Consider the following 26338-nt stretch of genomic DNA (forward strand, 5'->3'; position numbering starts at 1 on the left):
TCATAAATACGAAACTGAAGACGGCGACGCCCTCAGCAGCTGGTCGGGCCGCAGGTGAGTTCGATCTCGTCGTTCTCGAACCCGTCTTTCGCGTCCTCTAAGTTCTGCTCGACCGCGTCGGGCAGTTCGCCGTCGAACGCCTGGCCGACGACGAAGTCGATACTCCCCTGGGCGATGCTCAGGTTCTGTTCACCGACGACGCTCTCGAAGTCGCCGTTGACGACGGCCTCGGAGACGTCGTACGTCGCCTCGTTGAGCGCTTTGACCGCGGAGCCGAGGATGACGTCCTGGTACTGCTCTTCGGTGACCGACTGGTCGACGTCGACCCCGAGTGCGAACCGGTCGTTGTCCTGTGCCGCCGAGAACGCACCGGCACCCGCGGCCGACGCCGCGTGCCAGACGATGTCCGCACCGTCGTCGATCTGGGATTCGGCAACGTCGCTCGCCGCACCGGTGTCGGAGAAGCTTCCACCGTAACCGGTCAACACCTCCGCGTCGTCGTTAACCCACTCGACGCCCTCGATGTAGGACTGCTCGAAGGCGTTGATCAGCGGGATGTCCTCGCCGCCGACGAATCCGACGACCGACTCGTCCGGGTTGGTCTCGCTGTCCTCGTGTGCGAACTCCTCCTGAGTCATCACGCCCGCGACGACGCCGGCGAGAAACGACATCTCGTTGTTCATCTCGATCCAGCCCGAGACGTTGTCCGCGCCGTCGATCACGTTGTTGATCAGCATCCAGTTCTGGTCCGGATACTGTTCGGCGTTGGTGTGAAGCGGGTCCGTGTGGTTGTCACCGACACAGACGATGAGGTCGTAGCCGCTTTGGGCCGCGTCGGCCTGGATCGACTCGTACTGGGCTTCCTCGGTCTCTTCGATCGTCGTGTACTCGAGGTCGAAATCGTTCGACGCCTCCTCGAGCCCCTCGACGGCGTTGTCGTTGAACGCGTTGTCGTCGAATCCCGCCGGACTCGAGATGATCGCGACGTTCGTCTCGGCGTCGTCACCGTTGCCGTTGCCATTGCCGTCACCGTTGCCGTCGCCGTTACCGTCACCGTTACCGTCACCGTTGCCGTTGCCAACACAGCCAGCGACCGTCGTCCCAGCGATGACCGTTATGCCGGACGCGAGTACCGTCCGTCGGTTCAGACTCGTCCGTTCCCCACGCGACGACTTCGCACCCTTGTGGTCTGGTGTCATTACGTTCTCATCAGAAGACCTATTACACTATAAATTTACTCATATAATTGCAATCTTTTCTACTATATGACCCAATTCTGTCAGTTGTTGGTTGTGGCTACTCAGTTTAGAACTGTGGAAAAATACAGCTTTTGAACTCTCTACAAATAGAACTCAATTCCTTTCGGTGTTCATTACTCCGTTACATTCTGCTCACGATAGTATTCTCTATTTTTAGTTATCCGCTCGCTACATACTGATTCCAGTATGTGATTAACTAATTACAGGCAGTCTGTCTTCTCCCCCAGGAGCAACACGAGAAACGGAGCGATCAAGTAGCAGTAACGAGAGCATATACTCCGATAATCCGAACGCGCTTCGGGCCGAGTGACGCGCTTTACCCGGATCCGCGGTGGGACGGGGAACTCGCCTTGCCGTTTAGATCGTCGCCGCGAGATTCGTCGTAATCGCGCCCGCGACGACGAGTAACGCGATCGCGACGACTGCGGCCGCCCGGTACAGTCCCAGCACGTCACTCGCCGGTTCACGGAGCTTCTTTCCGTTGAGTCCGGCCTCGAGTCGCTTCGCGCCGATCTCGACGAGCGCCGCGAGAACGAGCCAGAGAACGACCATCGCGATGACGAGCTGGCCGTTCGTGGTATTGAGGAGGCTCTCGCTGGTGTACCTCGTGCCAGCGAGGTGACCCCCAGTGAGCAACGACACGAGCGCGCTCACGCGTGAAATCGTCGTCAGTTTCCTCGAAATACCCTCGAGCGGACGCGTGGTGTTGAACGCGCCGTCTCGAGCGAGCGGTAACACGACGAACGCCACGTAGAACACGCTACCGGCCCAGATCGCGGCGAACACGAGGTGTGCCGTCTGCGCGAGGAACGTATCGACCATACGGGTTGGCTTGGAGAGGGATGGTATCAGAGTTCCGACTTTCACTCGAGTGAGAACGAGCCACGTTTACGACCGTTCGCGGTCGCCTCGAGTCCCGGTCGAGAGAGTCATACCGACCGCGGTCGTTCGGTATCGGTGATCGTCGATCCCGTCCGGTCGATTACGGGTACAACGCTCCACCGATCCGTGTCATACGGTTTACAGCAGACCGTATCAGTCAGTACCGCCGAACCCGCGATCAGTCTGCGGGTTCGCCGGTACATCGTGACAGCAATCCGTATCAGTCACTCGAGCCAGTCCGGCGTCCACGCAACCAGACGCCGCCGGAGGAGGGCGTAGACGAGCGAGACTGCGATCCCGGCGGCGACGAGTGTCCGAGTCCAGCCGTCGAAGACGATCAGCGTCGGAATCGCGAGGGCGACTGCGACGGCGGCGTCTTCGGGTGCGCCGTCGTACCTGATCCAGCGGCGAGGTCGGATCCACCGGTCGCGGACGTGATCGTAGACTGCTCGTTCCGATCGATCGTTCCACGGGTCCATCTCGGGACCGCCGCCGATCGCGTCGGATACGGCGTGGAGCCAGGCTGCGACGACAAACGCCCCGACGCCGACGGCGAGACTCGAGGGAGAGACAGCAGCGATCATAACCGCGGGAACGGCAACGGCGAGGCCGGAAATTGGGAAATGGAAGCTCCGGCGGTGCTCCAGGACGAGGTCGAGATCCGGTGCGAGTCCGCCGAGGATCGCCCCGGCTGCGAGCGCGGTTCCGAGTTCGGGATGGGCGTAGGCGACCGGCGCGACGACTACGAGCGCGGCAAAGACGTGAGTAGTCGCCATCATAGCCAGTCACCGGTCATATCGACTCCTCGTCGCCGGGATACAAAAACGGTCTCACCCGCCGCGATCGGTCAGGAAGGCCGTCACCTCCGAGCTTCGCTCGCGGATCCTCGTCACGAACAGGTTGCAGGCGACTCCGAGACCGATCGTTTAGGAGCGAGAACCGCCTACTCGAGGTTCTCGCCCTGGTAACTCCCGTCGTAGATGCCCTCGTGATTCGCCTCGGCGAACACGAGCTGGGCGATCCGGGCCCCGCGTTCGATCTGGATGTCGTGGTGGACCTGCAGCAAGCCTTCGCCGCGACCCTCGTAGCCGGCGTCCCAGACTGCCGTGTTCAACATACAGGAGTTACGCATCAGCGACGACCGGGGATAGACGAAGCCGACGTGCCCCTCCGGAATCTCGATCCGTTCGCTGTAGCGGGCGATATACGCCCCCTTCGGCAGGTAGTAGGTGTCAGGATCTTTCTGCTCGAGCTCCTCGAGTGGGCGGGCGACGCGGTCGCCGATCTCCTTGCCGTCGCGACCGATTCGTCCCGGCTCGAGTTGCTCGAAAACGACATCGAGGGTGAGGTCGACGCCGTTTGGCTGGAGCTGGTTTTCCTCGATCGACGAGACGTGATCGGCGACGAACGCACCGGAGCGAAACATAATCGTATTCCTCAGACCGGATGGACGGAGAAAAAGCAACCGCTTCGCCGCGAACGCGGGCTGTTTGGTAATCGATAACGAATGTAGTGAATCGCTCGACAACTGTCTGGATCGATGACGAAATTTCCGCGACAATTATCGCCCTCGGCGGAATTAACACGGTTGATCCCCACAGTAACACGCTGGATTTATCAGGACGGACGGCCGAGTCTCGGACGCTATGGGACAGACTCTCACCGAAAAGATTCTCGACGATCACCTCGTCGAAGGAGAACTCGAGACCGGCGAGGAGATCGGAATCGAGATCGACCAGGTGCTCACACAGGACACGACCGGAACGATGGTCTGGCTCCAGTTCGAAGCGATGGGACTGGACGAAGTCCAGACCGAAATCGCAGCTCAATACTGTGACCACCAAACGTATCAGTTCGACTTTAAGAACACGGACGACCACCGCTTCCTCCGCTCTGCAGCCGGAACGTACGGGGCACATTTCTCTCGCCCCGGAAATGGCATCTGCCACAACGTTCACCGCGAGAACTTTGCAGCTCCCGGCAAGACGCTGCTGGGTTCGGACAGCCACACGCCGACCCCCGGCGGCCTCGGCGAACTCGCCATCGGCGCTGGCGGGATCGACGTCACCGTCGCGATGGGCGGTGCCCCCTACTACATCGAGATGCCAGAGATCGTCAACGTCCGCCTCGAGGGCGAACTCCCCGAGTGGGCCACCGCGAAGGACGTCATTCTCGAGTTGCTCCGACGGCTCTCCGTGAAAGGCGGCGTCGGCAAGATCTTAGAATACACGGGCCCAGGCGTCGAGACGCTCACCGCACCCGAGCGGATGACGATCACCAACATGGGGACCGAACTCGGTGCGACGACCTCGATCTTCCCGACCGACGAGCAGACCGAAGACTACTTACAGCGCGTCGGTCGCGGCGACGAGTACGTCGAGATTCAGCCGGACGACGACGCGGAGTACGACGACGAGATCGTCGTCGACCTCTCCGATCTCGAGCCACTGATCGCCCAGCCGTCGATGCCCGACAACGTCGTCCCCGTCAGCGAGGTCGCAGGCGAGGACGTCCAGCAGGTCATCGTCGGCTCCTGTACCAACGGCGGCTACGAGGACATCCTCCCCGTCGCGAAGATGCTCGAGGGCCGTGAAACCTCGATGGAGACCGAGACGATCGTCGCGCCCGGCTCCAAGCAGGCCTCCGAGATGCTCGCCCGCGAGGGGTGGGTCGCCGAGATGATGGCCGCCGGCGTCAACTTCTCCGAAGCCACCTGCGGTGCGTGTATCGGCATCGGTCACGTGCCCGCTTCGGACTCCGTCTCGCTTCGAACCTTCAACCGTAACTTCGAGGGCCGGTCGGGTATCGAAGACGACAACGTCTACCTCTGTTCGCCGGAGGTCGCCGCCGCCGCGGCGATCAAAGGCGAAATCGTCGATCCGCGTGACCTCGCCGAGGAACTCGGCGACTTAGAGGACCCCGGCGTCGAACTCCCCGACGAGTACGACGGTTCGAAGACCGACCTCATCGCACCCGACGAGGCCGTCGACGACGAACTCATCAAGGGCCCGAACATCGGCGACGTCCCGCTGAAAGACCAGCTCGGCGACGACGTCGCGGGCGAGGCGCTGCTCAAGATGGAGGACAACATCACGACCGACCACATCATCCCCGCGACCCAGGACATCCTGATGTACCGGTCGAACGTCCCCAAACTCTCCGAGTTCACCCTCTCTCGCGTCGACGACACGTTCGCCGAGCGCGCACTCGAGGCCGACGGTGGCTTCCTCGTCGCCGGCGAGAACTACGGCCAGGGCTCCTCGCGAGAGCACGCGGCGCTCTGTCCGATGTACCTCGGTATCGAGGGCGTCCTCGCCCAGAGCTTCGCCCGGATCCACCGCGCGAACCTCTTTAACTTCGGGATCGTCCCGCTGACGATCGACGAGGACACCTACGAGAACATCGACCAGGGCGACGAGATCGAGATCGTCGACGACGTCTACGACGCCGTCACCTCCGGCCAGGAGGAGTTCACGGTCCGCGTCAACGGCGACGAGTACACCGCAACGCTCGACGCCTCCGAGCGCGAACGCGACATCCTCGCGGCCGGTGGCAAACTCGCCTGGACGAAAGACCAGGCCGAAGAGAGCGGCGCCGCGACCGCCGACGACTGACCGTCGACGAACGTCGATCGGGACGACCCGGTTGACTTCCGATTGCGACTTTTCTGACAGTAGCGCTCTCGATGAGCGGTTCAACTCCCGCAATCGGTTCGTTGTTCTCGCGGTGTCCGCTCCGGTTGAACGGCGTTCAATACACGGTAGCGCGTCCTCCGCGGTCTGTCGAACGTGCCGCGAGCGTAGCGAACGGTACGCAAATCTCCGTCGTCCCGTTATTCGTCCTCCGTCGTATCGATTCCGAACAGTCGATTTCCACCACAGTACCCAGTGACGGCGTTTTGCAGTAATCCCAGTCCAGCGATCCCCGCGATCGCTGCAGTGGTTCGTCGCTTTGCCCGGTACGCCGAGATTGCGACAGCGACGAGCCAGATTCCGACGGCTCCACGAGTAATTCGTCCGATTTCGTCCAGATTCGTTCGCATGGGTGGCGATTCGTTCCACGAGGAAGAGTCGATTCTGCCGAATACTTCTGCCGGATTTATACCCTCCGTTGAATGCTCCCGGGAGCTTTTGTGCCATCACCGAATTGTCTCGAATATGAAACGGGTTCGAATCACGATATCGCCGCCGGACGAGTATTTGCCACCCGTTTACCGTCTTCTCACCCGGGAGGCGTCGTATCTTTCGTACGTGCGGATCGTCAACTGGAACGTGGCAGATCCACCTGCCGGTTTCTTACTCTGGGTTCGTGGCGACTATCGGCGGCTCGGCCGTGCACTCGAGGACGGCGCGAACGTCCGTGACGCCGAGTTGTTCCCGAACGGTGACGACGAGGCGTACTGTTTCCTGGCCGCCGATCGGTCCACTCCTGCCCGGCTGTTGTTCGAGAACTTCATCCGCGAGAACGTCCTGACGATTCCTCCGATCCAGTGTCACGACGATGGAAGCAGCACGTTCACGTTGGTCGGGACGGACGGCGCGATTCAGGCCGCGATCGAGGGTGTCCCCGAGGGAGTAGACGTCACGGTCGAAGCCGTCGGAACGGGGCCGGTGGTCGAGGATACCGTCGTCGGGACGCTCTCGGCGAGACAACGCGAGGCCGCACGAGTCGCGCTGGCTGTCGGGTACTTCGATACTCCTCGCGGTGCGACTATCGAAGACGTCGCGAACGAACTGGACTGTGCGACATCGACCGCCGCGGAACACTTACAGAAAGCCGAGTCGCGGGTATTTTCGATGCTCTTCGAGCAGTGACGTGTTCCGAGCGCGTCCCCTGTATCGCTGTCTCTGAGGACGATGTGTTTTCGGTTACGTCGTCAATCGGACGAACGGACAGCGTCATGTGAACGGAGCCGATAGCTCGAGCGAATGTCGAGTCACGCGAATGCCGGTTACCGCCGCCTGTTCGAGCCGGACGAACTGACCTTCGGCGCGGGGTTTCCGCTGACTGACGCGAATCGCTCGAGGCCGGCCGTCGACGCCGAAGTTCGGCTCGCGAAACACGCCGAGTCGGTCGGCTTCGACGCGCTGTGGGCGCGGGACGTCCCGACCTACTGGCCGCGATTCGGCGACGCGGGCCAGACGTTCGATACCTGGCCATGGCTCACCCACGTCGCGGCGAACACCGAGGACGTCGCTCTGGGCACCTCGAGCGTCGTCCTTCCACTCCGGCATCCGATCCACGTCGCGAAGTCGGCGGCGACCGTCGACCGGCTCTCCGGGGGTCGGCTCGTCCTCGGCGTCGCCTCCGGCGACCGTGACCCCGAGTATTCGGCCTTCGGCGTCGACCCCGATTCTCGGGGCGAGGCGTTTCGCCAGCGATTCGAGGCGATACGCGCGTGCTGGCGCGAAGAGTATCCCGAACGTGAGGGCGAGTGGGGATCGCTCGAGGGCGACCTCGACGTCGTTCCGAAGCCGACGACCGAAACCCTCCCGATGTTGCCGACGGGCAACGCCCGCCAGAGCCGGGAGTGGATCGCGAACAACGGCGACGGGTGGCTGTTCTATCACCTCCCCGAATCGACACTCGAGTCCTACATCGCCGACTGGCGCGAGCTCGCAGGGGCGAAGCCGTTCGTCATCGCGGTCAGGGTGGCGTTTGCGGACGATCCGACCGCCGAGCCCGAACACCTGCATCTCGGCTATCGGGCGGGCGTCGAGTGGTTCCGAGAGTACTTCGCCCGACTCGAGGGCTACGGGCTCGATCACGTCATCGTCGGACTCGAGGACGAGGATAGCGAACGGGCGCTGTCCACGTTTGCCGACGACATCGTCGGGGAGTTCTGAGCGTCAGTTCACCGCGATCAGTCGAACCGGTCGAGCGAGAACAGGTCGACGTCGTGGTCGGTCTCCCCCTCGAGTGCGAGGTCGGCGAGAATCTCGCCGATCACGCTGGCGAACTTGAAGCCGTGGCCCGAAAAGCCCGCGCCGACTGCGACCTGGGGGTGGTCGGGAAGCGTATCGAGGACGAAATGGTCGTCCGGTGTGTTCGTAAAGAGACAGGTTTGGAGGCGCATCGTCGGTCCGGCCCCGGTCGGGAAGTACTCCTCGGCGAACTCCCGGAGGAGACGCTCGTCGGCCTGTGTCGCCTCGCGTTCGAAGGCGTCTGGATCGACGGTCTCCTCGCGGTGGTTGTAGCGGCCGAACTTGAACCCCGGAACGCCGAAGACGGGGAAGCCGTAGAACCGCCCCTCGGGAACCTGAAGGTTCCAGACGGGGAACCGCTCGGGATCGAACTGGTCGGGTTCGGTCGGGTGGAGCCACGCGAGCACCTGCCGCTCGGGAACGGCAACACCCTCGAGTTCGTCGACGAACCGCGCCGCCCACGCGCCCGCGGTGATCACGAGCCGGTCGGCCTCGTAGGCACCGTGGTCGGTTTCGACGCGAACGCCGCCGTCGGTCGGTCGCCAGTCGACGACGCGCTCGCGGGCGCGGATCGTCGCCCCGTCGCGGTGGGCGCGGTTGACGTGGGCGACGGTACACTCCTCGGGGCGCAAAAATCCACCCTGGGGCTGATAGACCGCCTCGTACCCTTCGGGTAACCGGTAGCCGGGGAACCGGTCGGTGAGTTCGGAACTCGAGAGGAGGTCGTACTCGAGGTCGTGTTCCTCACAGGAGCGTTTCGAGCCCTCGACGAGCGCGTCGCCCTCGGGGCCAGCGTCGATCGAACCGGTTCGGTACAGCAGCTGGCTGTCGTGATCTGCCTCGAGGTCCTGCCACAGCTCCTCGGCGCGCTGGAGCAACGGGACGTACGCCGAGTGTTCGAAGTACGCGAGTCGAAAGAGCCGGCTGAGGCCGTGCGAGGAGCCGTAACTGTGGGGGATGTCGTATCGCTCCAGCCCGAGGACGTCGACACCGCGGTCGGCGAGGTGGGCGACCGTCGCGCTCCCCATGCCGCCGACGCCGAGGACGATCACGTCGTACCGTTCGCTCATGGAGGGGCATACGTCCGGCCCCTCGAAAACCCTTGCCTACTCGTCCCGGCGAGCGCGTTCGCGAAGCCGCCGTTTCTGCCGGCGTTCGGTCACGTGGTCAACTCCGTCGGCCACCTCCTCGCGCACCTCGTCCTCGAAGGCGTCGACGTCGGCCAGAAACTCCGTCGAGAACTCCTCGACCAGTTCGAACGTCCACTGGTCGCTCACCGCTCCCGCAGGAAGATGGTCGTCTCTGAGTTCGTCGGCCCACTCCTCGTGGCCCGCCGCCCGCAGGGCGTCCTTGGCGTGGCTCATGCGGTCCATCGCGTGACCGAGCTGGTGATGAAACTCGAGCAACGAGCCGTACGACCGGTGGACGTACTCGATTCCAACCTGTAGGTCGTGTAAGGCTTCCCGTTCGGGTTCGCTCAACTCGAGGTCGTCTGGATTGGGACTCACGTGTGTCGCCTCGATCGACGGGATACTGATTCCTGGGCCGGCAACGTCCACCGGCCCTCGAGAAGCGGCGAGCGTCGGCGATCCACTCCCCGCTACTGCTGGGAGACGTTCCAGCGGTCCGAGTACGCCGTGCCACACCGACACTGTGCGTAGGTGTGGATCACGTCACCGTCGGCGTAGATCCCACCGACGTCCTCGTTTTGCTCCTCTGTGAACGCGAAGACGAACTGCGGGACGTGATCGTCGTCGTCCGGTGCTTCCGGACAGTCTCCGCCCGTGAGGTCGTCGGCGATCTCACCCTCGAGGCTCATTGCGGACTGTGCGAACTCCATCGCCCCGGTCCCTGTCGCCGCGTGAAAGGCGCTTCGTCCGCGTTCGCCGTCGACGACGATCAGTACGCCGCCGTCGACGTCGGTTCCAAACCGGGCTAATCGGTCGTCGGAGACGTACGATTCGGAGAGAAAAAGCGCGACATCGTCGGGTCTGTCGCCGGCGAGAAACTCCTCACGAGGTGTACTCATAGTCGTGGTTGCCGGCCGAGGCGGAAAAAGGGCGTCGTTCGCGTCGGCCCCGATACCAGATCGGGAGTGGTTCGGAACCGACGGCCGACGTTCGGTCAGGTCTCGACGCACAGTGCCATTACCGCTCGGAGTTGCGAGTGAAAAGTACCATCTCGTTCGGCCAAAAGTATTATATTGTTTCCCAATCCCAGCATACTATTGGCCACACACGCAATAATATTGGCATATATAAGATGTATGAATTATTTTGGTAGATGATTCGGCTGCTGTGTCCGACCATCACCCCATCTTTCGTTATTGTCTCGTAGCAACTCGATTGATTTATCGAATTTCGGTACGGTTGGTTCCCTGTCGTTTAATAGTTGCCAGGTCCAGAAATCCAGTAGTCGTGGATGGGATCATGTCACATGGTCGCCGACGGTGTGCTATCGGCGGCAGGTGAACGCCCACTCGCGGAACCCCCTGCAGTGATCGTCAATGCGAGAGGATGCAACTACTACGGAAACCGTTCTCGAGGAACTCTCGAGGGCGAGTACGGACGGAACGTCGGAATCGAACTCGCTCGACGCGTCGGGTGCGACCGATCAGGTAGAGCGTGAGTTCGACGAGCTACTGTCAGAAGTTGACGGTGCGTTACCAACTGACGAGGTTCGGTTCGATGATGCGATCGTCAAGGAAAACGTCGAGGAGATCCTTCTGATGCTTATCGCCTTTCGGGAGGAGTCCCACGGCGAACAGTTGATCTCGGATGTCGCCCGCTTTTTCGAAACCGAACTGAGTCCTGGCACGATCTATCCGTCCCTGCACGACCTAGAGGAAGAAGACGTACTGTCGATGCACGCGAAAGTACGAACGAAAGAGTACTCGGTCGCCGACGAGGAGTTCGTTCGATCGACGCTCGAGCGGTCGATGATCCAGCACCTGGCGTTCGGTCTGTTGATGTATGCGTACCTCTCGCGGTACTAAGCGACTCGGACGGACTGCTCTCATACGGTTTACTGTAGATCATTTCCGGTGAGACCGCGACCCGGACGGCGGTCTCACCGGTAAATCGCTACAGTAATCCGTATCAGTCGTTTGCGATGCAATCGCGGGACAGGCTGCGAGCGTGCCGGTAGATCGGTACAGCAATCCGTCTGATTGTCGGTCGATCGCTGACCGACTGGGACGGACTCGTCCAGTCCGTATCAGGAGTCCTCGAGATTGCTCGCGATCTCGCTTAGCGAATCACTTGGTGGTTCGACGGCGTCGTAGTAGGTCGTCTCACCCGGCTCTCGCAGCCCGTAGAGAAACTCCGGCTCGATAACGTCGATCAGGACCGATCCGCCGACTCGGACGCTCGAGTCGTCGACCCACGCGGTCAGCCGGTCGACCCCACCGCTGGGGTCGCGGGCCACATCCGGCGTCTCGTAGACGCCGGGAATCGAGAGCTCCTCGCCCGTCAGCGCGCGCTCGACGCGACCGAACAGCCGGTCACGATCGATCACGAACCGAACGACATCGTCGACCGGAAACGCGTCGCGCCCGTCGACCGGGACGTCGAGTCGGACTCCGGTCGTCGTCTCCGTACACGTCGCTCGAACCGTCCGCACGGCGGGATGGTCACTCGAAATTCGATCTGCCATAAGCGGGGAGAACGGGGATTACTCGTCGCTGCTGAGGAGTTCGTCGACGTCGGTGCTTCCACGTTCGACGATCGAGGCGTTGATCTGTGCAACGGCGTTGGAAACCTCGCCACCGCGAACCGTGATTCGTCGGCGCTCGCCGTCGCGCTGTGGGCGGTATCCGGTCTGGCGCCCTTCCATCAGGATTTCCGTCAGGTTTGGCCCCTGAACGTCGCCGTTGAGCGGACGGCCGGCGTCGTCCGAGCCGCCGGTGATCTCGAGGGTGTACCCGTCGAGTCCGACCGCACCGCCGTCGACCTCTTCGCCGATCGATCGGCCGATGAAGCGATTCGCGTCCTGTTCTTCCGCCTCGAGCTGGTAGGACGACCCCGACTCAGGGTCGCCGACGACGACAGTGAAACTTGCCATGACCGACGGAAGACGGTCGGCGCTCAAAAGAACATCGTTTCAGTTCGACGGTCGGGGACGCCCCGTTTGGCGGGCCGAACGATCTCTTGTCGGCGGGCGTGGCCGTCTCGAGACCGACACCAGCGACTCGAACAGTCAAGTACGTTGCCCGCCTACTCACGAGCGTGTTCATCGATCCCGACCGCCTCGAGAGGCGACTGTGCGAGGAGTTCGGCGGAACTGACGGCGAGGCGCGTGTCGTCGTCCGTCAGGCCGTCGACCTCGCGGACTCGGGTGCCTACGCCGACGACGTCGGCGTCCCCCTGACGACCGCGATCGTCGTCCAGGAGCTGTCGGATGCGCCCGACGGCACCCCCTCCGAGCGGTGGAACTGGTGGATTGGGTCGCTCGAGGTCGCCTACGGCGAGTACGGGCAGTTTGGGATCCGTCAGTTTCGCAAGTGACAGGCCAGGGAAACGAAACGACTTTTATCCGTGCCTGACCAATGGGTCAGCTAGTGACCGATCCGGACGTTCGAGCGGAGATCATGACCGCGACTTACGAGGCGCTGTGCGAGCACGGCTACACCGAGTTGACGGCACAGGATATCGCCGACAAGACTGACAAGAGCAAGTCGCTTCTGTTCTATCACTACGACTCGAAGGAGGATCTCGTCGTCGATTTCCTCGACTATCTGCTCGAAATGGTCGACGAACGGATCACCGAATTCCAGTCTGCCGATCCCGTCGAACGGCTCGCGTTGTTCGTCGACTGGTACCTCTATGGTGCCGACGACGGCGATCTACAGTCGTTTCATACGGCGATGCTCGAGTTGCGAACCCAGGCACCGCACAACGATCGGTATCGCGAACAGCTTCGGCGAAGCGACGAGCGGCTCCGCGTCGCCCTCGAGCGAATCCTCGAGGACGGTATCGCCACCGAAGCGTTCGTCGACCACGATCCCGAACGGACGGCTGCACTGTTGATCGCAGCGATCGACGGCGCGCGGATCCGACAGCTCACGCTCGAGCGCGAGGCGTATCTCGACGAGGTCCGCGCCGCGCTCGTCGCACGCATCTTCGACGAACTGCTGGCCGAAAGCGCCGACTTTCCGGTCGAGACGGAATCGCCGTCGGAGATCGATTCCGATTCGAACGCCGAGGCGACCGGGGACGACCCCTGACTATCACGGTTCCCACTATCATGAGCGACTACACGACGATACACGACCGCCCCGATCACGACGGGCGATCGTTCCGAGATCTCCCGCCATCGGTTCGGGCGATCGTTGCCGACTCGTTGCCGACCCGCGACCGATGTCTCTCGGTTGCGCTCTGTACGCTCGCCGGCGAGGTCGCCCGGAGCTTCGACGACGACAGGGTCGACGATCGGGGCGACTACGCCCTCGGGCCCGTCTCCGAAGCGATCTACTCGTTCGACGGATACGTTTCGATTCGATTCGCACTCCTCGTGGACGACCGATACGAGACTGCGAACGATCGAGACGCCGCGATCCTGGCAAGTGATTTCCTCCACGCTTCGGCGTACACGACGATCGGGAAAACACCGGTCTCCGACCGCCGGGCGCTCGAGCTGTACCGAACGCTCGTCGATGGATCGACGGCGATCGCGACGGGGTTTTTCTCGCTGAACCCGGAGATCGAGGCTCCAGCTACGTCTCGGTCGGACGCGTCGCGACACCCCGACGTTTCACTCGCCGAAACCGCGGCGGCGCTCGGAACGACGGCCGTCGGCGCGACTGCCGAGACGCGATCCGCGATCGAACGCTACGCCCGGTCGCTGACCGAGGCACTCACCGCAACGCCGTCGGTTCGCGACGAGGTACGAACCGCTGCTGTTCGAACGCTGTCCGGTTCCACCGACCGGTGGCGCGCCGACGGAAGCGACGACCGGAACGACGTCGGCCACCCCGACGGGACACAGCCGCCGATGATCGACCACCTCGAGACCGCTCGAACGGCGATCGAGTCCCTCCGGCGCGGGAGAGACGAGTCGGCGGGTAGCCACGAGCGCCGCGATCCGATCGATCGTCTCGAAAGGGCAACGCGCATTCCGTTCGAGCACGTAGCTGACGTCGATGGCTGAGCTCACGCGGCCGATCTGGCTCGCGTACCCGCTGACGGCGATCGCTGCCGGATTGGGTCACTGTTACCTCGGCCGGTGGAAGCGTGGGGCGATCTGGTTCGTCCTCTACGTCCTCGCGCTCGCGTTTCTGAGCGCGCGCACCCTCACCGGCGCGTTCGAACCCGGCGAACCGTTCGTCGTCACCGCCTTGCAGTTCGAGAGCGTCGAGTACGTGGACGTCGCCGTCCCGCTTGCCGTCCTGTTGGTCTGTGTGCTCGACGTCTACCTCATCAGTCTGACCGAACGAACGGAGACGACCGTCGGCTCCCCCGACGAACCGCGTTCGAACGGCTCATGAACCCGACGCCGTGATATGGTCTGCTCTCCGTCAGTGCCGGCGAAACCGCCATCTGGATCGCGGTTGGGTCGGTCCACCGGGACAGCAAACCGGATACGGATTGGTGTCGCGTTGTACCGGTGATCGCTCGGATGGGGTCATCGATCACCGATACCGAACGACAACGATCCGGACGAGTCGGGGTTCGAACCCCGAGCACCCGCTCGATCGAGACGGTGGTGAGTAGCCGCTTTCGCTCGAGAGCGACCCCCGCGGCGGTCGAAGACGCGGGGCGTTTTTGTGTCCGCCGCTCGAACGGGACGTATGGGCCGCCTCAGCACGTTCCTCCTCAAGGGACTGGGTCTGTTCCTGCTCGGCGTGATCGCCCTCTTCGTCGCCTGGACGATTATCAGTACCGTCGTCTCCCTCGTCGTTTCCGTGCTCGTTACGGCCGCCGTCCTCGGTGCGATCGCGCTGGCGGCGTACGGACTGTACACGTTGCTCAGCGGGGACGACGACCAGCACAGCGTCGACTCCACCCCGATCGGCCGATCGCTCGAGGACCGCGACCGGGAGGCCGCCCCGCCAGATCCCGAAACCCGCGTCCGGTCTCGCTACGTCGACGGCGAGATCGACGAGGCGGAACTCGAGCGCGAACTCGACTACCTGCTCGAGGAGGACGACGGCATCGATCGGCAGCGATCCCGGTCGGACTCTCGGGAGTTCGACCGACGCTGACCGCGAGGCGATCCAGGACACTCTGTCGCCTACGTGTTCGGCTCCCAGTGTTCGACGGCGACGGTCTCCCCCGCGGGGATCCCCTCGCGCTCGTCGTCGACGACGACCCAGCCGTCCGCGAGCGCGACCGACGAGAGGACGCCAGAGCCGCTGGCTCGCGTCGGGATCGCGCGGTGGAGCGGCTCGTCTCCCTCGTCGCTCGAGTGTTCGTCTGTGCGTCGTTCGTCCGCACGCCCTTCGAGTCGGACGCGGGCGAATGTCCGGCTCCCAGGCTCGCTTGGGATCTTCCGATCGAGAACAGCCCGGGTCGTCGGGTGGGGATCGGGGACGGTCCCCTCGAGCCACCGCACGGTGGGCCGAAGGAACTGGACGGCGTTGACGATGCAGGCGACCGGATAGCCGGGGAGTGCGAGGACGGGGGTCCCCTTGACGATCCCGAGACAGACGGGATGGCCGGGTTTGAGGCCGACGCCGTGGACGAGCACTTCGCCCAGATCGTCGATTACTTCGGGCAGAAGGTCACGCTCGCCGACGGAAGAGCCGCCGGTCGTGACGACGATATCTTTCGTCAGGTCGCGCTGGATGGCGACCCGAAGCGAGTCGGAGTCGTCGGTGACGACGTCGCGATAGGTCGCCCGACCGCCCCACCGGTCGACCAGTCGCGAGACGGTGAGGCCGTTGGTCTCAATCACCTCGCCCGGACCGGGGTCGCCGGCGACGAGTTCCTCGCCAGTCGGGACGACGCCGACGGTGGGCCGGCAGGCGACCGGCACGCGAGCGTAGCCCGCCGACCGCAGAAGACCGAGATCCGAGGGTCGCAGGCGATGTCCGGACTCGTACAGCGGTTGGCCCTCCTCGACGTCCTCGCCGATCGGCGCGACGTTCTCACCCCCGGCGACGGCGTCTTCGACCTCGAGTTCGCCCGCGGCCTCGAGTTCGGTCACCCGTTCGATCATCACGACGGCATCGGCCTCCTCGGGGAGTGCGCTGCCGGTGTGGACGCGCGCTGCGGTGCCAGGTTCGACGGCGGCGTCGGCTCCCGTGCCATCGGCGATCCGGAGAATCTCCGGCGAGCGATCGCTCGCGCCGAAGGTGTCGGCAGCCCGGACCGCGTAGCCGTCCATCGCCGCTCGCCGGTAGTGGGGGACGTTCCGGGACGACTCGACGTCCGTCGCGAGCACCCGCCCGTCGGCTCGCTCGACGTCGACGGTTTCGGTTCCGACCGGGCAGGCAGCTCCGTTGCCGCCGGTCGCTCCGCCGTTCTCGATCGCGTCCCGTAGAATCCGGCGAGCCTCGTCGACCGGCGTCCGAACCTTGAACCCGGCCTCCGTGCGCTCGCGGTCGGCTCCTTTCATACGCTCACTCGAGTCGCCCGACGGCAAAAGCGTAGGGGACCGTTCCCCGTCGCCGAGCACGACTCGAGACACACGCTCGGTGCGATCCGCTACTCGAGGAGCGAAGCCACGGGGAAGCGGTCCGAACGGAGCGCCTTCGACGGGTCGACCAAAGAGAATTTCGCCAACGAGTGTGAAACTCGTCGTATGAATACGTCCGGTCAGCTCACGTCTACCGTCGGCATCGCCCTCGGTGTGGTTCTCGTCGCCCTCGGCGTCGGCGCGTACGTCGTCACCGACTTCGCGAGCGTCACCGCGCTCATCCCCGCGATCTTTGGCGTCCTCATCGTGGTGCTCGGCGTCGTGGGACGGCAGTTCGGCCGGGGACAGGTCGCCGTCTACGGCATCGGCGCACTCGCCGTCCTCGGCATCCTCGGCTCGGCTCGAGTCGTCCCGGACGCGATCGCGCTGATGACCGGCGGCAGCGTCGACTCCGTCGTCGCGACTGTCTCCCAAAGTGCGATGATCCTCGTCTGTCTCGCCCTGCTCGGTGCGGTCGCGACGGAAACGCTCGATCTGTAAGCGCCGTCCGACGAGCGCTCACGAATCCGCCGGTACCGCGGCCTTTTTCGTATCGGCGTTCGAACGTGTACGCATGTCAGCGCTCCGCGACGCGTTGCGGGACCTCTCCGAGGACGTCTTCTTCGATCTGCTCGAGAGCGAGGACGCGTACCTGGTCGTTCTCGACGTGCCCGGGATCACTGCCGACTCGCTCGAGGTCTCGGTCGAGAACCGTCGCCTCACTGTCGACGCTCACCGGGAGAAAGACCTCCCCGGGGAGTTTCGCTACCTCGAGGAGAATCGGTCGCTGTTCGTCGACGTCGATCTTCCGCTCCCGCGGGACGCCCGCGGGGGCGAGACGGACGTCGCCGTCGAACGGGGCGTCCTCGAGGTGACGATCCCCAAATGCGAGTCGCCGGAGACGACGATCGACGTCGTCGAGCACAGCGACGAGGATTCCGACGACCACCGAGACGAACCGAGGTGACCCAGGCTGGTCTTCGTTCGCGCGTACAGGCGATTCGTCCTCGTCGCGTGGCAGTTTCTCCCGTTGTTGCTCGCGTACGCCCGTGATCGCCGCCGATTCCTGCTGTTCGGTCGATCGCGCCAGGTCGACCACGCCACCCACCGCCATCGCGCCGAAGTCCTGCTCGAGTCGCTTCTGACCCTCGGACCGACGTTCATCAAACTCGGCCAGTTGCTCTCGGCCAGACCGGACGTCCTGCCGCCGGAATACATCGACGTGCTCTCGGCACTGCAAGACGAGGTGCCGCCGGCCGATTGGCCGGACGCGAAACGGGTACTCGAGGCGGAACTGGGTCCCGTCGACGAGCGATTCGTCGAGTTCGACACCGAACCGATCAGCGGTGCCAGTCTCGGACAGGTGTACTACGCGCGAATCGACAGCCAAGCGGTCCCGGGGAACCCGGTCGAGACCACGGGACCGGACGAGATCACGGCGACCCGTGAGCAACGCGAACGCACTCGAGAGGTCGCGGTCAAAGTCAGGCGACCGAACGTCGAGGAACTCGTCGAGGCCGACCTTCGGGTCATCCACTGGTCGCTCCCGATTTTGCTGTACTTCGTCGACGAATCCCGCTCGTTCTCGCTCGAGAACGTAGCCGAGGAGTTCTCGAAGACGATCCGCGAGGAGATGGACTACGAGCGCGAAGCCGAGATGTTGACAGAGATCCGGTCGAATTTCGCCGGTGACGACCGGTTTCTCATCCCAGAAGTCGTCGAGGGGTACTCGAACTCGCGCGTGCTCACGATGGAGTACATCGAGGGGACGAAGATCAACGACGTCGAAGAACTCGAGCGCCGGGGGATCGACCGGACGAAGGTCGCGGAGAACCTGGAGCGATCCTACCTCCAGATGATCATCGACGACGGCGTCTTTCACGCCGACCCTCACCCCGGCAACCTGGCCGTGACCGACGACGGAACGATCGTCTTCTACGACTTCGGTATGTCGGGGCGGGTCGACGAGTTCATCCAGGGAAAGATCGTCGAGTTCTACGTCGCCGTCGCGAACCAGGACATCGACGCGATCCTAGATGCCCTGGTCGAGATCGGTACGCTGAGTCCCGACGCGGATCGAGCGACGATGGCCGGAGTAATGGAGATCGCGATCCAGGACGCCCGCGGCGAAGACGTCGAACAGTACCGCGTCAACCAGATCGTCGGCCAGATCGAGGACTCGATCTACGTCTTCCCGTTCCGACTGCCGAAGAACCTCGCGCTCGTCCTTCGAGTCGCCACCGTCGTCGAGGGCGTCTGTGTCACCCTCGATCCCGATTTCGACTTCATCTCGACGGCGACCGACTACCTCACCGAACAGGGGTACCGAGAGGAGTCCATCCGACAGTACGTCTCCGAGACGGGCGAGAACATCCGGCGATCAGGCGAGTCGCTGACGCGGATCGCGCCGAAGGCCGAACGTGCACTCGACCGGCTCGATCGCGACGACCTCTACGTCCGCATCGGCGTCGAGGACTCCGAGAACGTCTTCGACAAGCTCGCCAAACGACTGATCTACGGCATGTTGCTCACGATGTCGCTGTTCTCGATGGGCGTCCTCTACGCCCTCGAGGCCCCGCGGGCGGTCGTCGTCGCTGCGGGATTCTCGCTCGTCGTCGTGGTCTTGCTCTACCGGAGTTTCCGAGCGAGGCGGTCGACCCGCGTGAAACCGCAGTTCACCCGCCAGAGCATGCGACAACGCGAGCGCGGCAACGACTAGTGCTTTGGCAAGCCTGCACTGCAGGGTCGAATTCGGTGGTGTGGTCCGAGTCGACCCTGCAGTCGACGCTTGTCGAAGTACTATATACAGATCGCTGGGTACGCACCGCTGTTCTGATACGGATCGCCGTTGTCCGTTTCCTACGCAACCGCCCTCCGATCGTGGTCGTCCCGGCATCGACTGCCGACAGTCCACGAAGGCTCTTTTCGCTGGCCCGTGAAGACGTCGCATGGACTACGACCGAATCGCCGACCTGCCCCTCGAGATCGAGTCCGTCTCGACCGAGCGGCGGTCGCGCGACACCTCGAGCGGCTTCACTCGCGTGACGACGGTGATCAGTCTCTCCGGACCCGCCGACGAATCGACAGACGACCGCTCGACGGGAATCGGCGAGGACGTCACCTACGAGGCCGACCACCACGACGCGCTGGCGTCGACCGGTCTCCCCGATCTCACCGGCGAGTACACCATCGAGTCGTTTTCGGCGCACTTGGCCGACGTCGACCTCTTCCCGGCGGGGCCACTCGACCGTGAGGAATTCCGGAACTACCGCCGGTGGGGCGTCGAGAGCGCCGCGCTCGACCTCGCGCTTCGGCAGGCCGGAACCGATCTCGCGAGCCGTCTCGAGCGCTCGCTCGAGCCCGTGACGTTCGTCGCGAGTACACGTCTGGGCGATCCGCCGACGGTCGACCGCCTCGAGGCGCTGTCCGAGCGCGTTCCGACCCTCGAGTTCAAACTCGATCCGACGCCATCGTGGGACGAGGAACTGATCGAGTCGATCGCCGAGACCGTCGGCGCAGATGCCGTTCGTATCCTCGATCTCAAGGGACAATACGAGGGGACAGACGTCGACGTCCCCGCCGATCCCGACCTGTACGAGCGGGTGATCAAGGCGTTTCCCGACGCCGTACTCGAGGATCCGGCGTTGACCCCCGAGACGGAACCGCTGTTCGAGGATCCCGACGTGCGGTCGCGAACGTCGTGGGACGCTCCGATCCACGGCCTCGAGGACGTCGAGGACCTCCCCTGGGAGCCCGACTGGCTCAACGTCAAACCCTCTCGATTCGGCTCGGTCGAGTCGTTACTCGAGACGATCACCTACTGTGACGAGCGCGACATCCGACTCTACGGCGGCGGTCAGTTCGAACTCGACGTCGGCCGGGGTCAGCTCCAGATGCTCGCCTCGCTGTGCTATCCCGACGGCCCCAACGACGTTGCACCAGGGGTGTACAACGAGCCGAGCGTCGAGGACGGACTGCCGGCGAGCCCGCTCGAGCCGCCTGCTGATCTCGCTGGCTTTCGTTGGACGGCGGACTGACGCGAATCCGAACGTTCGTGGCCGATGGTGGGATCGGCCGGAGTACGTCTGCCGTCGAGATCCGGCCGAAAGCTGTTGGAAGAACAGTAGATTGATGTTCGGTGAATTTCATGTAGACGAGTACGTGAAGCGAACTTCGATCGCAGTTGGCGGTATCTGTGGAGGTCGCTGAGATGAATCACTCTCGAGCGACGATCTCTCTCGCCGTGGTTCTCGTGATCGCTCTCGGTGCAGGGGCGGCGGTCGCGACCGTCGCGGCTCAGTCGAACGTCCAGGTCTCGTCGGTAACCGTCTCACCGGAGGAGCCGACGACCGGCGAACAGGTCACGCTCGAAACGGAGATTGCGAACTTAGAGAGCAGTAGCGGGCCGGTCGACGTGACCGACGTCTACGTCCGAACTGACGGCAGTGCGGAGACCCACGGACGGGTCGACAACGTGGGCTCGATCGGCCCCGGCGGATCCGTCTCGGTCCCACTGACAGCCAGTTTCGACCGACCCGGAACGAAGACGTTGACCGTCCACGTCGTCGTCGAAGACGACTCCGAGACCCGACAGAGCTACCAGTATCCCGTCTCGGTCGACGTCGCCGATCCGGCGGTCAGGGCGGATCTCTCGGTCGACTCGCCGACGAACCAGTCGGGGACGACGGTCGAGCTAGCGAACTACGGGAACGTCGAGTTTTCCGACGTCGAGGTGACGGCAGCCGTCGACGGGGAGGTCGTCGACCGGCGGCCGGTGCACGACATCGATCCCGAATCCAGCAGGACCGTCCGCTTCGACACCGACGACCTGGCCGACGAGGAGGTGACGTTCACCGCGGCCTACGTGGCGGCCGGCGACGACCACGAAACCGCCACGACTCGGACGGTAGACCAGCCAGTCGAGGGCGAGATCCACCTCACGGGCGTCGAAACGACGCGGACCGCTGAGGGCGTGACGATCCGCGGCGACGCCGCGAACGTCGGCAACACGGACACCGAATCCGTCCTCGTTCGGATCCCCGACGAAGGGGACGTAAGCCCCGGCTCCGGCGGCGGCGATTACTTCATCGGCTCGATCGACGCCAGCGAGTTCGCGACGTTCGAACTGCAGGCGAGCCTCGAGTCGAACGCCTCGACGGTTCCCGTCGAAATCGCCTACATCGTCGACGACGAACGGGTGACGACGGTCCAGGAGGTCGGCGTCGATCCCGGCCAGGCGGCGGCGACGGGCGAACGCGCACAGACGTCGGAGCCACAGGCTGAAGGCGGCGGTTCGTCCGGCCTCTTCGGCTTCGTCGGGCTGTTCGGGATCGGGCTGGTGATCGTCGTCGCTGTCGGTGGCAGCCTCTACTACGTCTGGAACCGCGAATGAGCGTCATCGAACTCGAGTCCGTGCTCAAACGCTACGAGAACGGAACCGAGACCGTCGACGCGCTGAAAGGCGTCGACTTCGAGGCCAACCGGGCCGAGATGGTGACGGTGATCGGCCCCTCCGGTTCCGGCAAGAGCACCATGCTCAACATGATCGGGCTGCTCGATACGCCGACGGCGGGAACGATCAGACTCGACGGCAGAGAGGTGACCGACTTCACGGAGGACGAACTCACCGAGGAGCGCCGGTCGGGCATCGGCTTCGTCTTCCAGGACTTTCACCTCCTGCCGATGCTCACCGCCACCGAGAACGTCGAACTCCCCTCGATGTGGGATACGTCGGTCGACCGGCGTGATCGGGCAGTCGACCTGCTCTCCCGGGTCGGCCTCGAGGATCGACTGAATCACACGCCCGACCAGCTCTCCGGCGGGCAGCGCCAGCGCGTCGCCATCGCGCGCTCGTTGATCAACGAACCCGATATCTTGCTGGCCGACGAGCCGACCGGAAATCTGGATCAGGACACCGGGCGAACGATCCTCGACGAACTGACCCGGCTGAAAGAGAAAGAAGACGTCGCGATCGTCTCGGTAACCCACGACGAGCAGCTGGTCGACTACGCCGATCGCGTCGTTCGAATCGTCGACGGGGTGATCCAGTGATGGGCGTCGCCGATCTGTTGTGGCGGTTTCCCAGCGCGCTGATGGCCTGGCGAAACCTCGGCCGAAGCCGGGTTCGAACTGCGCTGGCGACGCTCGGGATCGTCATCGGCGTCATCGCGATCGCGTCGCTCGGAATGGCCGGTGCGGCGCTCCAGTACCAGGCGACGGCGGACCTCGAGGATCTGACGACCGAAGTGACGGTCTCCGACGGCCAGGACAGCGACACCGACGGGGTAACCCCCACTCAGGTCGAGGAGATCCGCGCGATCGCCGGCACCGCCGAGGTCGCTCCCCAGAAATCGAACTACACGACGCTCGAGGCGAGAGGCGGGGAGGAGGCGTTCGTGAGCGTGACCGCCGTCTCGGAGGCCGACGTGCTCTACGAGACCGCAGATGGCGAGCCACCCGATCGACTTCGCTCCGGGGCGTTGATCGACGCCGAAACTGCGGCTCAACTCGACCTCGAGGAAGGCGATCCCGTCGAGTTCGACGGCCAACTGTATCGAATTCTGGGATACGTCGAATCGGGGAGCGGCTTCGGCGGAATAGGGAGCGAGATCGTGTTACCACCGGCGGCGCTCTCCGATCAGGACAACTACGACTCGGTGACGATCGTCGCCGAGGACGGCGATCACGCGGAACAGATCGCGGCGAGCCTCGAGGACCGGTTCAACGACGGAACCGACGAGGAACTGAGCGTCACGAGCTACGCCGGCGTCCAGGAGGAGATCGGCTCGTTCATGAACACGCTCAACCTGGCGTTGCTCGGCATCGGTTCAATCTCGCTCGTCGTCGCGAGCGTCGCCATCCTCAACGTGATGCTCATGAGCACGATCGAGCGCCGGGGCGAGATCGGCGTCCTCCGGGCCGTCGGCATCCGCCGGGGCGAGGTGCTTCGCATGATCCTCGCCGAGGCGTTGTTGATCGGCGTGCTCGGGGGCGCACTCGGGGCGCTTTGCTCGCTCGCCGTCGGGCTCTTGATCTTCCACGTGCTCGTCGGCGACGCGACGGCGGTCTTCGCCTGGGAGAGCTCCCAGTATCTCCTGTACGGGTTCCTGTTCGCGGTGGTCGCCAGCGTGCTGAGCGGTCTCTACCCCGCCTGGAAGGCGGCCAACGACAGACCGGTCGAAGCGCTGCGGGGCTGACCCCATTTCGACCGAGGTCGCCGCTCGAGTCCGGAAACCCGCTTCCCGTCGCTACTCGCCCCACGGCGTGCGAGCGGGTTGGGTCGTACGGATTGCTGTATCTGTATCCTGCCACAGCCGAAAAACTGGTCCCGGGTGCGGCAGTACTGACTGACAGCAGACCGTATCGAGGGTGTCGTAGAACGACTCGTTCTGCTCGTCCCATTCGGACTGAACTAACCGTTCACGATACGCTCTGAATCTTGCACGCTAATTCTCCCAGCTACAGGATAGATCAAGCGAGACGTGCTAAATAGAACGCGCGAATGCAGGATGGCGGGCTTTGGAAACAGCGTTCATGAATTGGTTGGTGGAAGGGTGAACGAGAACGTTGCTCCCTCGCCGGGGTCGGACTCAACCCATATCTCACCCCCGTGCCGTTCGATAATGCGCCGACAGAGTGCCAGGCCGATTCCAGTCCCGGAATGTTCTTCCTGACTGTGAAGCCGCTGAAATACTTCGAAGACGCGATCTTGCCGAGCAGGGTCGATGCCGACACCCTCATCGTGAACTGAGATCTTCCACATCTTCCCGTGACGAGTGGCCTCAACGTGAATCTCTGGTGGATTATCTCCGCTGTACGTAATCGCGTTACTCAACAGATTTTGGAGGACCTGACGTAGCTGGCTATCGTCACCATTGACCCACGGCAGATCATCGGATGTGAGAGTGGTGTCACTCTCTTCGAATTGTATCTGGAGGTCCTTCTGTACGTCCTCGAGAAGACGATCCAAATCGACCGGTTCTAACGGATCACCCTGTGTCTCCACCCGCGAGTATTCGAGCAGGGCCTCGATCATCCCGCGCATGCGTTCGGCCCCATCGATCGCGAACTCGAGGAACTCTTCACCGTCCTCGTCGAGTTCGGCAGCATACCGGCGCTCGATAAGTTGCAAATAACTCGAAACCATCCGCAAGGGCTCTTTCAGGTCGTGGCTGGCTGCGTAGGCGAACTGTTCGAGTCGTTCGTTCGATTCTTTGAGTTCGCGCTCGTATGTTTTACGCTCGGTGAGGTCCTGACCGATTCCAATCACTCGAGCGATTTCCTCGTCGTTTTCGACACGTTTCCCGCGGACGCGGAGCCACCGAATCTCGTCGTCCGGTCGGACGACTCGAAACGTCTCGTCAAACGGTTCGTCTGGAAGGTTATTGAAGTTCGTGCGGACGCGTTCGCGGTCGTCCGGATGGACCCATTGAACATATGAACTCGGATCATCGTACAGTCGCTGCCGACTGACGCCCCAGATATCATCGAATGACGGGCTAATATACTGGTATTCCATCGTCTCGGGATCACTGATCCAGATAATCTCTTCGATGTTCTCTACGACCATCCGGAACTCCGCTTCGCGCACCTTTCGCTCTGTGATGTCACGGAAGTAGACCGAGAGTCCCGTTTCAGACGGATAGACGTTAATTTGGAACCATGTCTCGAGTGGGTCGGGATAGTACAATTCGAACGAGGTCGGTTCCTGCGTTTCCATCGCTCGTTCGTACTCTGTTCTGAGTGTCGAATCGGCCGCCCACTTGAACGTGTCCCAGACGTGATTACCGACGAGGCCTTCGCCAGTGAAATCGATCAACTCTTTCGCACGGTCATTGAGATACGTGAACTCCCAGTTTTCGTTCAACGAATAGATGGCGTCCGAGATCCGACTGTTCATCTCCTCGAGTTCGCTCCGTGTTTCCACATTCCCGATAGCCGAGGCAAGCACGTTGGCAACGCTCTTGACGAAGTTCGCGTCGTGTTCCGTAAACTCCCGCTTCTCGGCTGTGTGGATTCCGAAAACGCCCCATGGATCATCAACTGATCCAATGATAACGCTGATACCGCTGACAACATTGTGGCTGGCGAGCAACTCTGGGCCAGAGAACCGCTCCTCAGTGTAGCTTCAACCGCTGATCTACTAGTTTAAGCTCTCTTGCCACCTATCTACAGGAATGAGCGCGAAGATGCACGTTGTCGATCTTTTCGACGAAGACCGCAGAACGCTGGAATGGTTCATCTCAACCGGTGAACGCAAATCTGAGGACAACACCCGTGCGCGGATTCTCCTGAAGGCAGATGACGGGCTCACTGATTCGGAAATCAGTGAGCACGTCGGCTGTCACTGGAAAACCGCCTACAACACACGCAAAGCGTATGCCGAGCGAGGGCTCGCGGCGATTCATCGCCGCAAGCCCGACCGCGAGTACGACGTCAAAATGGATGGCAAGGCCGAAGCTCATCTCATCAGACTCGCCTGTAGCGAACCACCAGAAGGACACGCTCGCTGGACGCTGCACCTCCTTGCCGACGAACTCGTGACCCTCGACGAGATCGACTTTAGTGGTTCACAGAAGATTTAGGTATGCTTTGAGTTGGTAGGGTAATGGCGGGACAAGAAAAAGAGATCGTCCGTCACCTCAGTGAGGACGATCT

28 protein-coding genes and 2 pseudogenes are annotated in these 26338 nt (G+C 63.0%); 17 read left to right on the plus strand and 13 right to left on the minus strand.

The window, feature by feature from the left end; translation table 11 throughout:
* Positions 1 to 32: 32 nt before the first annotated feature.
* From GRS80_RS12195 to GRS80_RS12210, 4 genes are all read right to left on the minus strand, one after another.
* Positions 33 to 1199, minus strand: a complete 1167-nt coding sequence (locus GRS80_RS12195) for a BMP family ABC transporter substrate-binding protein (RefSeq protein WP_160047775.1) — start codon at positions 1197 to 1199, stop codon at positions 33 to 35.
* Positions 1200 to 1616: 417 nt separating this feature from the next.
* Positions 1617 to 2081, minus strand: a complete 465-nt coding sequence (locus tag GRS80_RS12200; protein WP_149082306.1) for a copper resistance protein CopD — start codon at positions 2079 to 2081, stop codon at positions 1617 to 1619.
* A 284-nt stretch (positions 2082 to 2365) separates the two neighbouring features.
* Positions 2366 to 2920 (minus strand): metal-dependent hydrolase, encoded by a 555-nt coding sequence (locus tag GRS80_RS12205; RefSeq protein ID WP_160047776.1) that lies wholly within the window; start codon positions 2918 to 2920, stop codon positions 2366 to 2368.
* 164 nt (positions 2921 to 3084) lie between these two features.
* A complete protein-coding gene (locus GRS80_RS12210; RefSeq protein WP_160047777.1) occupies positions 3085 to 3567 on the minus strand; it encodes a deoxyuridine 5'-triphosphate nucleotidohydrolase in 483 nt (160 codons plus the stop codon).
* A 220-nt stretch (positions 3568 to 3787) separates the two neighbouring features.
* Here GRS80_RS12210 and GRS80_RS12215 point away from each other — a divergent pair, with 220 nt between their 5' ends.
* Positions 3788 to 5755 (plus strand): aconitate hydratase, encoded by a 1968-nt coding sequence (locus GRS80_RS12215; RefSeq protein ID WP_160047778.1) that lies wholly within the window; start codon positions 3788 to 3790, stop codon positions 5753 to 5755.
* A gap of 218 nt (positions 5756 to 5973) precedes the next feature.
* Here the strand turns inward: GRS80_RS12215 and GRS80_RS12220 are convergent, their stop codons facing one another.
* Positions 5974 to 6183, minus strand: coding sequence for a DUF2892 domain-containing protein (locus GRS80_RS12220; protein ID WP_160047779.1), 210 nt, complete (start codon positions 6181 to 6183; stop codon positions 5974 to 5976).
* 115 nt (positions 6184 to 6298) lie between these two features.
* Here GRS80_RS12220 and GRS80_RS12225 point away from each other — a divergent pair, with 115 nt between their 5' ends.
* Complete coding sequence (locus tag GRS80_RS12225) at positions 6299 to 6955, plus strand: helix-turn-helix domain-containing protein (protein WP_160047780.1); 657 nt, start codon at positions 6299 to 6301, stop codon at positions 6953 to 6955.
* Between the two features lie 114 nt (positions 6956 to 7069).
* Positions 7070 to 7987: a TIGR03571 family LLM class oxidoreductase gene (locus tag GRS80_RS12230; protein WP_160047781.1), complete on the plus strand. Its 918-nt coding sequence runs from the start codon at positions 7070 to 7072 to the stop codon at positions 7985 to 7987.
* Positions 7988 to 8004: 17 nt separating this feature from the next.
* Here GRS80_RS12230 and solA read toward each other — a convergent pair whose 3' ends face one another.
* The 3 genes from solA to GRS80_RS12245 all read right to left on the minus strand — a co-directional run bounded on the left by solA (position 8005) and on the right by GRS80_RS12245 (position 10094).
* Positions 8005 to 9135, minus strand: coding sequence for an N-methyl-L-tryptophan oxidase (gene solA, locus GRS80_RS12235; protein WP_160047782.1), 1131 nt, complete (start codon positions 9133 to 9135; stop codon positions 8005 to 8007).
* Positions 9136 to 9171: 36 nt separating this feature from the next.
* Positions 9172 to 9573, minus strand: a complete 402-nt coding sequence (locus GRS80_RS12240; protein ID WP_343161550.1) for a hypothetical protein — start codon at positions 9571 to 9573, stop codon at positions 9172 to 9174.
* Positions 9574 to 9665: 92 nt separating this feature from the next.
* A complete protein-coding gene (locus tag GRS80_RS12245) occupies positions 9666 to 10094 on the minus strand; it encodes a DUF5807 family protein (RefSeq protein ID WP_160047783.1) in 429 nt (142 codons plus the stop codon).
* A 477-nt stretch (positions 10095 to 10571) separates the two neighbouring features.
* On the opposite strand from GRS80_RS12245, the gene GRS80_RS12250 reads away from it, so the two are divergent.
* Positions 10572 to 11060: a helix-turn-helix transcriptional regulator gene (locus GRS80_RS12250; RefSeq protein ID WP_149083134.1), complete on the plus strand. Its 489-nt coding sequence runs from the start codon at positions 10572 to 10574 to the stop codon at positions 11058 to 11060.
* Positions 11061 to 11281: 221 nt separating this feature from the next.
* Here the strand turns inward: GRS80_RS12250 and GRS80_RS12255 are convergent, their stop codons facing one another.
* Positions 11282 to 11719 carry a hypothetical protein gene (locus GRS80_RS12255; protein WP_160047784.1) on the minus strand — a complete coding sequence of 146 codons (438 nt, stop codon included), beginning with the start codon at positions 11717 to 11719 and terminating at the stop codon, positions 11282 to 11284.
* Between the two features lie 18 nt (positions 11720 to 11737).
* Positions 11738 to 12127 carry a 30S ribosomal protein S6e gene (locus GRS80_RS12260; protein WP_149083132.1) on the minus strand — a complete coding sequence of 130 codons (390 nt, stop codon included), beginning with the start codon at positions 12125 to 12127 and terminating at the stop codon, positions 11738 to 11740.
* A gap of 164 nt (positions 12128 to 12291) precedes the next feature.
* Between GRS80_RS12260 and GRS80_RS12265 the strand changes: the two genes are divergently transcribed.
* The 5 genes from GRS80_RS12265 to GRS80_RS12285 all read left to right on the plus strand — a co-directional run bounded on the left by GRS80_RS12265 (position 12292) and on the right by GRS80_RS12285 (position 15266).
* The gene (locus GRS80_RS12265) at positions 12292 to 12570 is read left to right on the plus strand and encodes a hypothetical protein (RefSeq protein WP_149083141.1); all 279 of its coding nucleotides are present in this window, start codon (positions 12292 to 12294) and stop codon (positions 12568 to 12570) included.
* 53 nt (positions 12571 to 12623) lie between these two features.
* A complete protein-coding gene (locus GRS80_RS12270) occupies positions 12624 to 13289 on the plus strand; it encodes a TetR/AcrR family transcriptional regulator (protein ID WP_343161551.1) in 666 nt (221 codons plus the stop codon).
* Positions 13290 to 13309: 20 nt separating this feature from the next.
* The gene (locus GRS80_RS12275; protein WP_160047785.1) at positions 13310 to 14212 is read left to right on the plus strand and encodes a hypothetical protein; all 903 of its coding nucleotides are present in this window, start codon (positions 13310 to 13312) and stop codon (positions 14210 to 14212) included.
* Positions 14205 to 14549, plus strand: coding sequence for a hypothetical protein (locus tag GRS80_RS12280; RefSeq protein WP_160047786.1), 345 nt, complete (start codon positions 14205 to 14207; stop codon positions 14547 to 14549). The genes GRS80_RS12275 and GRS80_RS12280 overlap by 8 nt, the downstream gene beginning before the upstream one ends.
* 303 nt (positions 14550 to 14852) lie before the next feature.
* Complete coding sequence (locus GRS80_RS12285; protein WP_160047787.1) at positions 14853 to 15266, plus strand: SHOCT domain-containing protein; 414 nt, start codon at positions 14853 to 14855, stop codon at positions 15264 to 15266.
* Between the two features lie 29 nt (positions 15267 to 15295).
* Here the strand turns inward: GRS80_RS12285 and glp are convergent, their stop codons facing one another.
* Entirely contained in the window at positions 15296 to 16621 is a 1326-nt protein-coding gene (gene glp, locus GRS80_RS12290; protein WP_160047788.1) for a gephyrin-like molybdotransferase Glp, read from the minus strand.
* Between the two features lie 186 nt (positions 16622 to 16807).
* Here glp and GRS80_RS12295 point away from each other — a divergent pair, with 186 nt between their 5' ends.
* From GRS80_RS12295 to GRS80_RS12325, 7 genes are all read left to right on the plus strand, one after another.
* Entirely contained in the window at positions 16808 to 17182 is a 375-nt protein-coding gene (locus GRS80_RS12295; protein WP_160047789.1) for a hypothetical protein, read from the plus strand.
* Between the two features lie 73 nt (positions 17183 to 17255).
* The gene (locus GRS80_RS12300) at positions 17256 to 17648 is read left to right on the plus strand and encodes an Hsp20/alpha crystallin family protein (protein WP_149083125.1); all 393 of its coding nucleotides are present in this window, start codon (positions 17256 to 17258) and stop codon (positions 17646 to 17648) included.
* 66 nt (positions 17649 to 17714) lie between these two features.
* The gene (locus GRS80_RS12305) at positions 17715 to 19400 is read left to right on the plus strand and encodes an AarF/ABC1/UbiB kinase family protein (RefSeq protein ID WP_160047790.1); all 1686 of its coding nucleotides are present in this window, start codon (positions 17715 to 17717) and stop codon (positions 19398 to 19400) included.
* Positions 19401 to 19629: 229 nt separating this feature from the next.
* On the plus strand, positions 19630 to 20718 hold the full coding sequence (locus GRS80_RS12310) for a hypothetical protein (RefSeq protein WP_160047791.1): 1089 nt from the start codon (positions 19630 to 19632) through the stop codon (positions 20716 to 20718).
* 173 nt (positions 20719 to 20891) lie between these two features.
* Positions 20892 to 22073: a hypothetical protein gene (locus GRS80_RS12315; protein WP_200840375.1), complete on the plus strand. Its 1182-nt coding sequence runs from the start codon at positions 20892 to 20894 to the stop codon at positions 22071 to 22073.
* Positions 22070 to 22732, plus strand: coding sequence for an ABC transporter ATP-binding protein (locus tag GRS80_RS12320; RefSeq protein WP_160047792.1), 663 nt, complete (start codon positions 22070 to 22072; stop codon positions 22730 to 22732). Before GRS80_RS12315 ends, GRS80_RS12320 begins: the two co-directional genes overlap by 4 nt.
* Positions 22732 to 23877, plus strand: a complete 1146-nt coding sequence (locus tag GRS80_RS12325) for an ABC transporter permease (protein ID WP_160047793.1) — start codon at positions 22732 to 22734, stop codon at positions 23875 to 23877. The genes GRS80_RS12320 and GRS80_RS12325 overlap by 1 nt, the downstream gene beginning before the upstream one ends.
* 335 nt (positions 23878 to 24212) lie before the next feature.
* On the opposite strand, the gene GRS80_RS12330 is transcribed toward GRS80_RS12325, so the two are convergent.
* Positions 24213 to 25607: an ATP-binding protein gene (locus GRS80_RS12330; protein WP_343161552.1), complete on the minus strand. Its 1395-nt coding sequence runs from the start codon at positions 25605 to 25607 to the stop codon at positions 24213 to 24215.
* An 18-nt stretch (positions 25608 to 25625) separates the two neighbouring features.
* Positions 25626 to 25787 (minus strand): annotated as a pseudogene (locus GRS80_RS21120) (hypothetical protein); the annotation flags it as partial.
* An 82-nt stretch (positions 25788 to 25869) separates the two neighbouring features.
* Between GRS80_RS21120 and GRS80_RS20970 the strand changes: the two are divergent.
* Positions 25870 to 26241, plus strand: a pseudogene (locus GRS80_RS20970) (helix-turn-helix domain-containing protein); the annotation flags it as partial.
* Between the last annotated feature and the right edge of the window lie 97 nt (positions 26242 to 26338).

The sequence above is a fragment of the Natrialba sp. INN-245 genome (assembly GCF_009807105.1).
Taxonomy (GTDB): Archaea; Halobacteriota; Halobacteria; order Halobacteriales; family Natrialbaceae; genus Natrarchaeobius; species Natrarchaeobius swarupiae.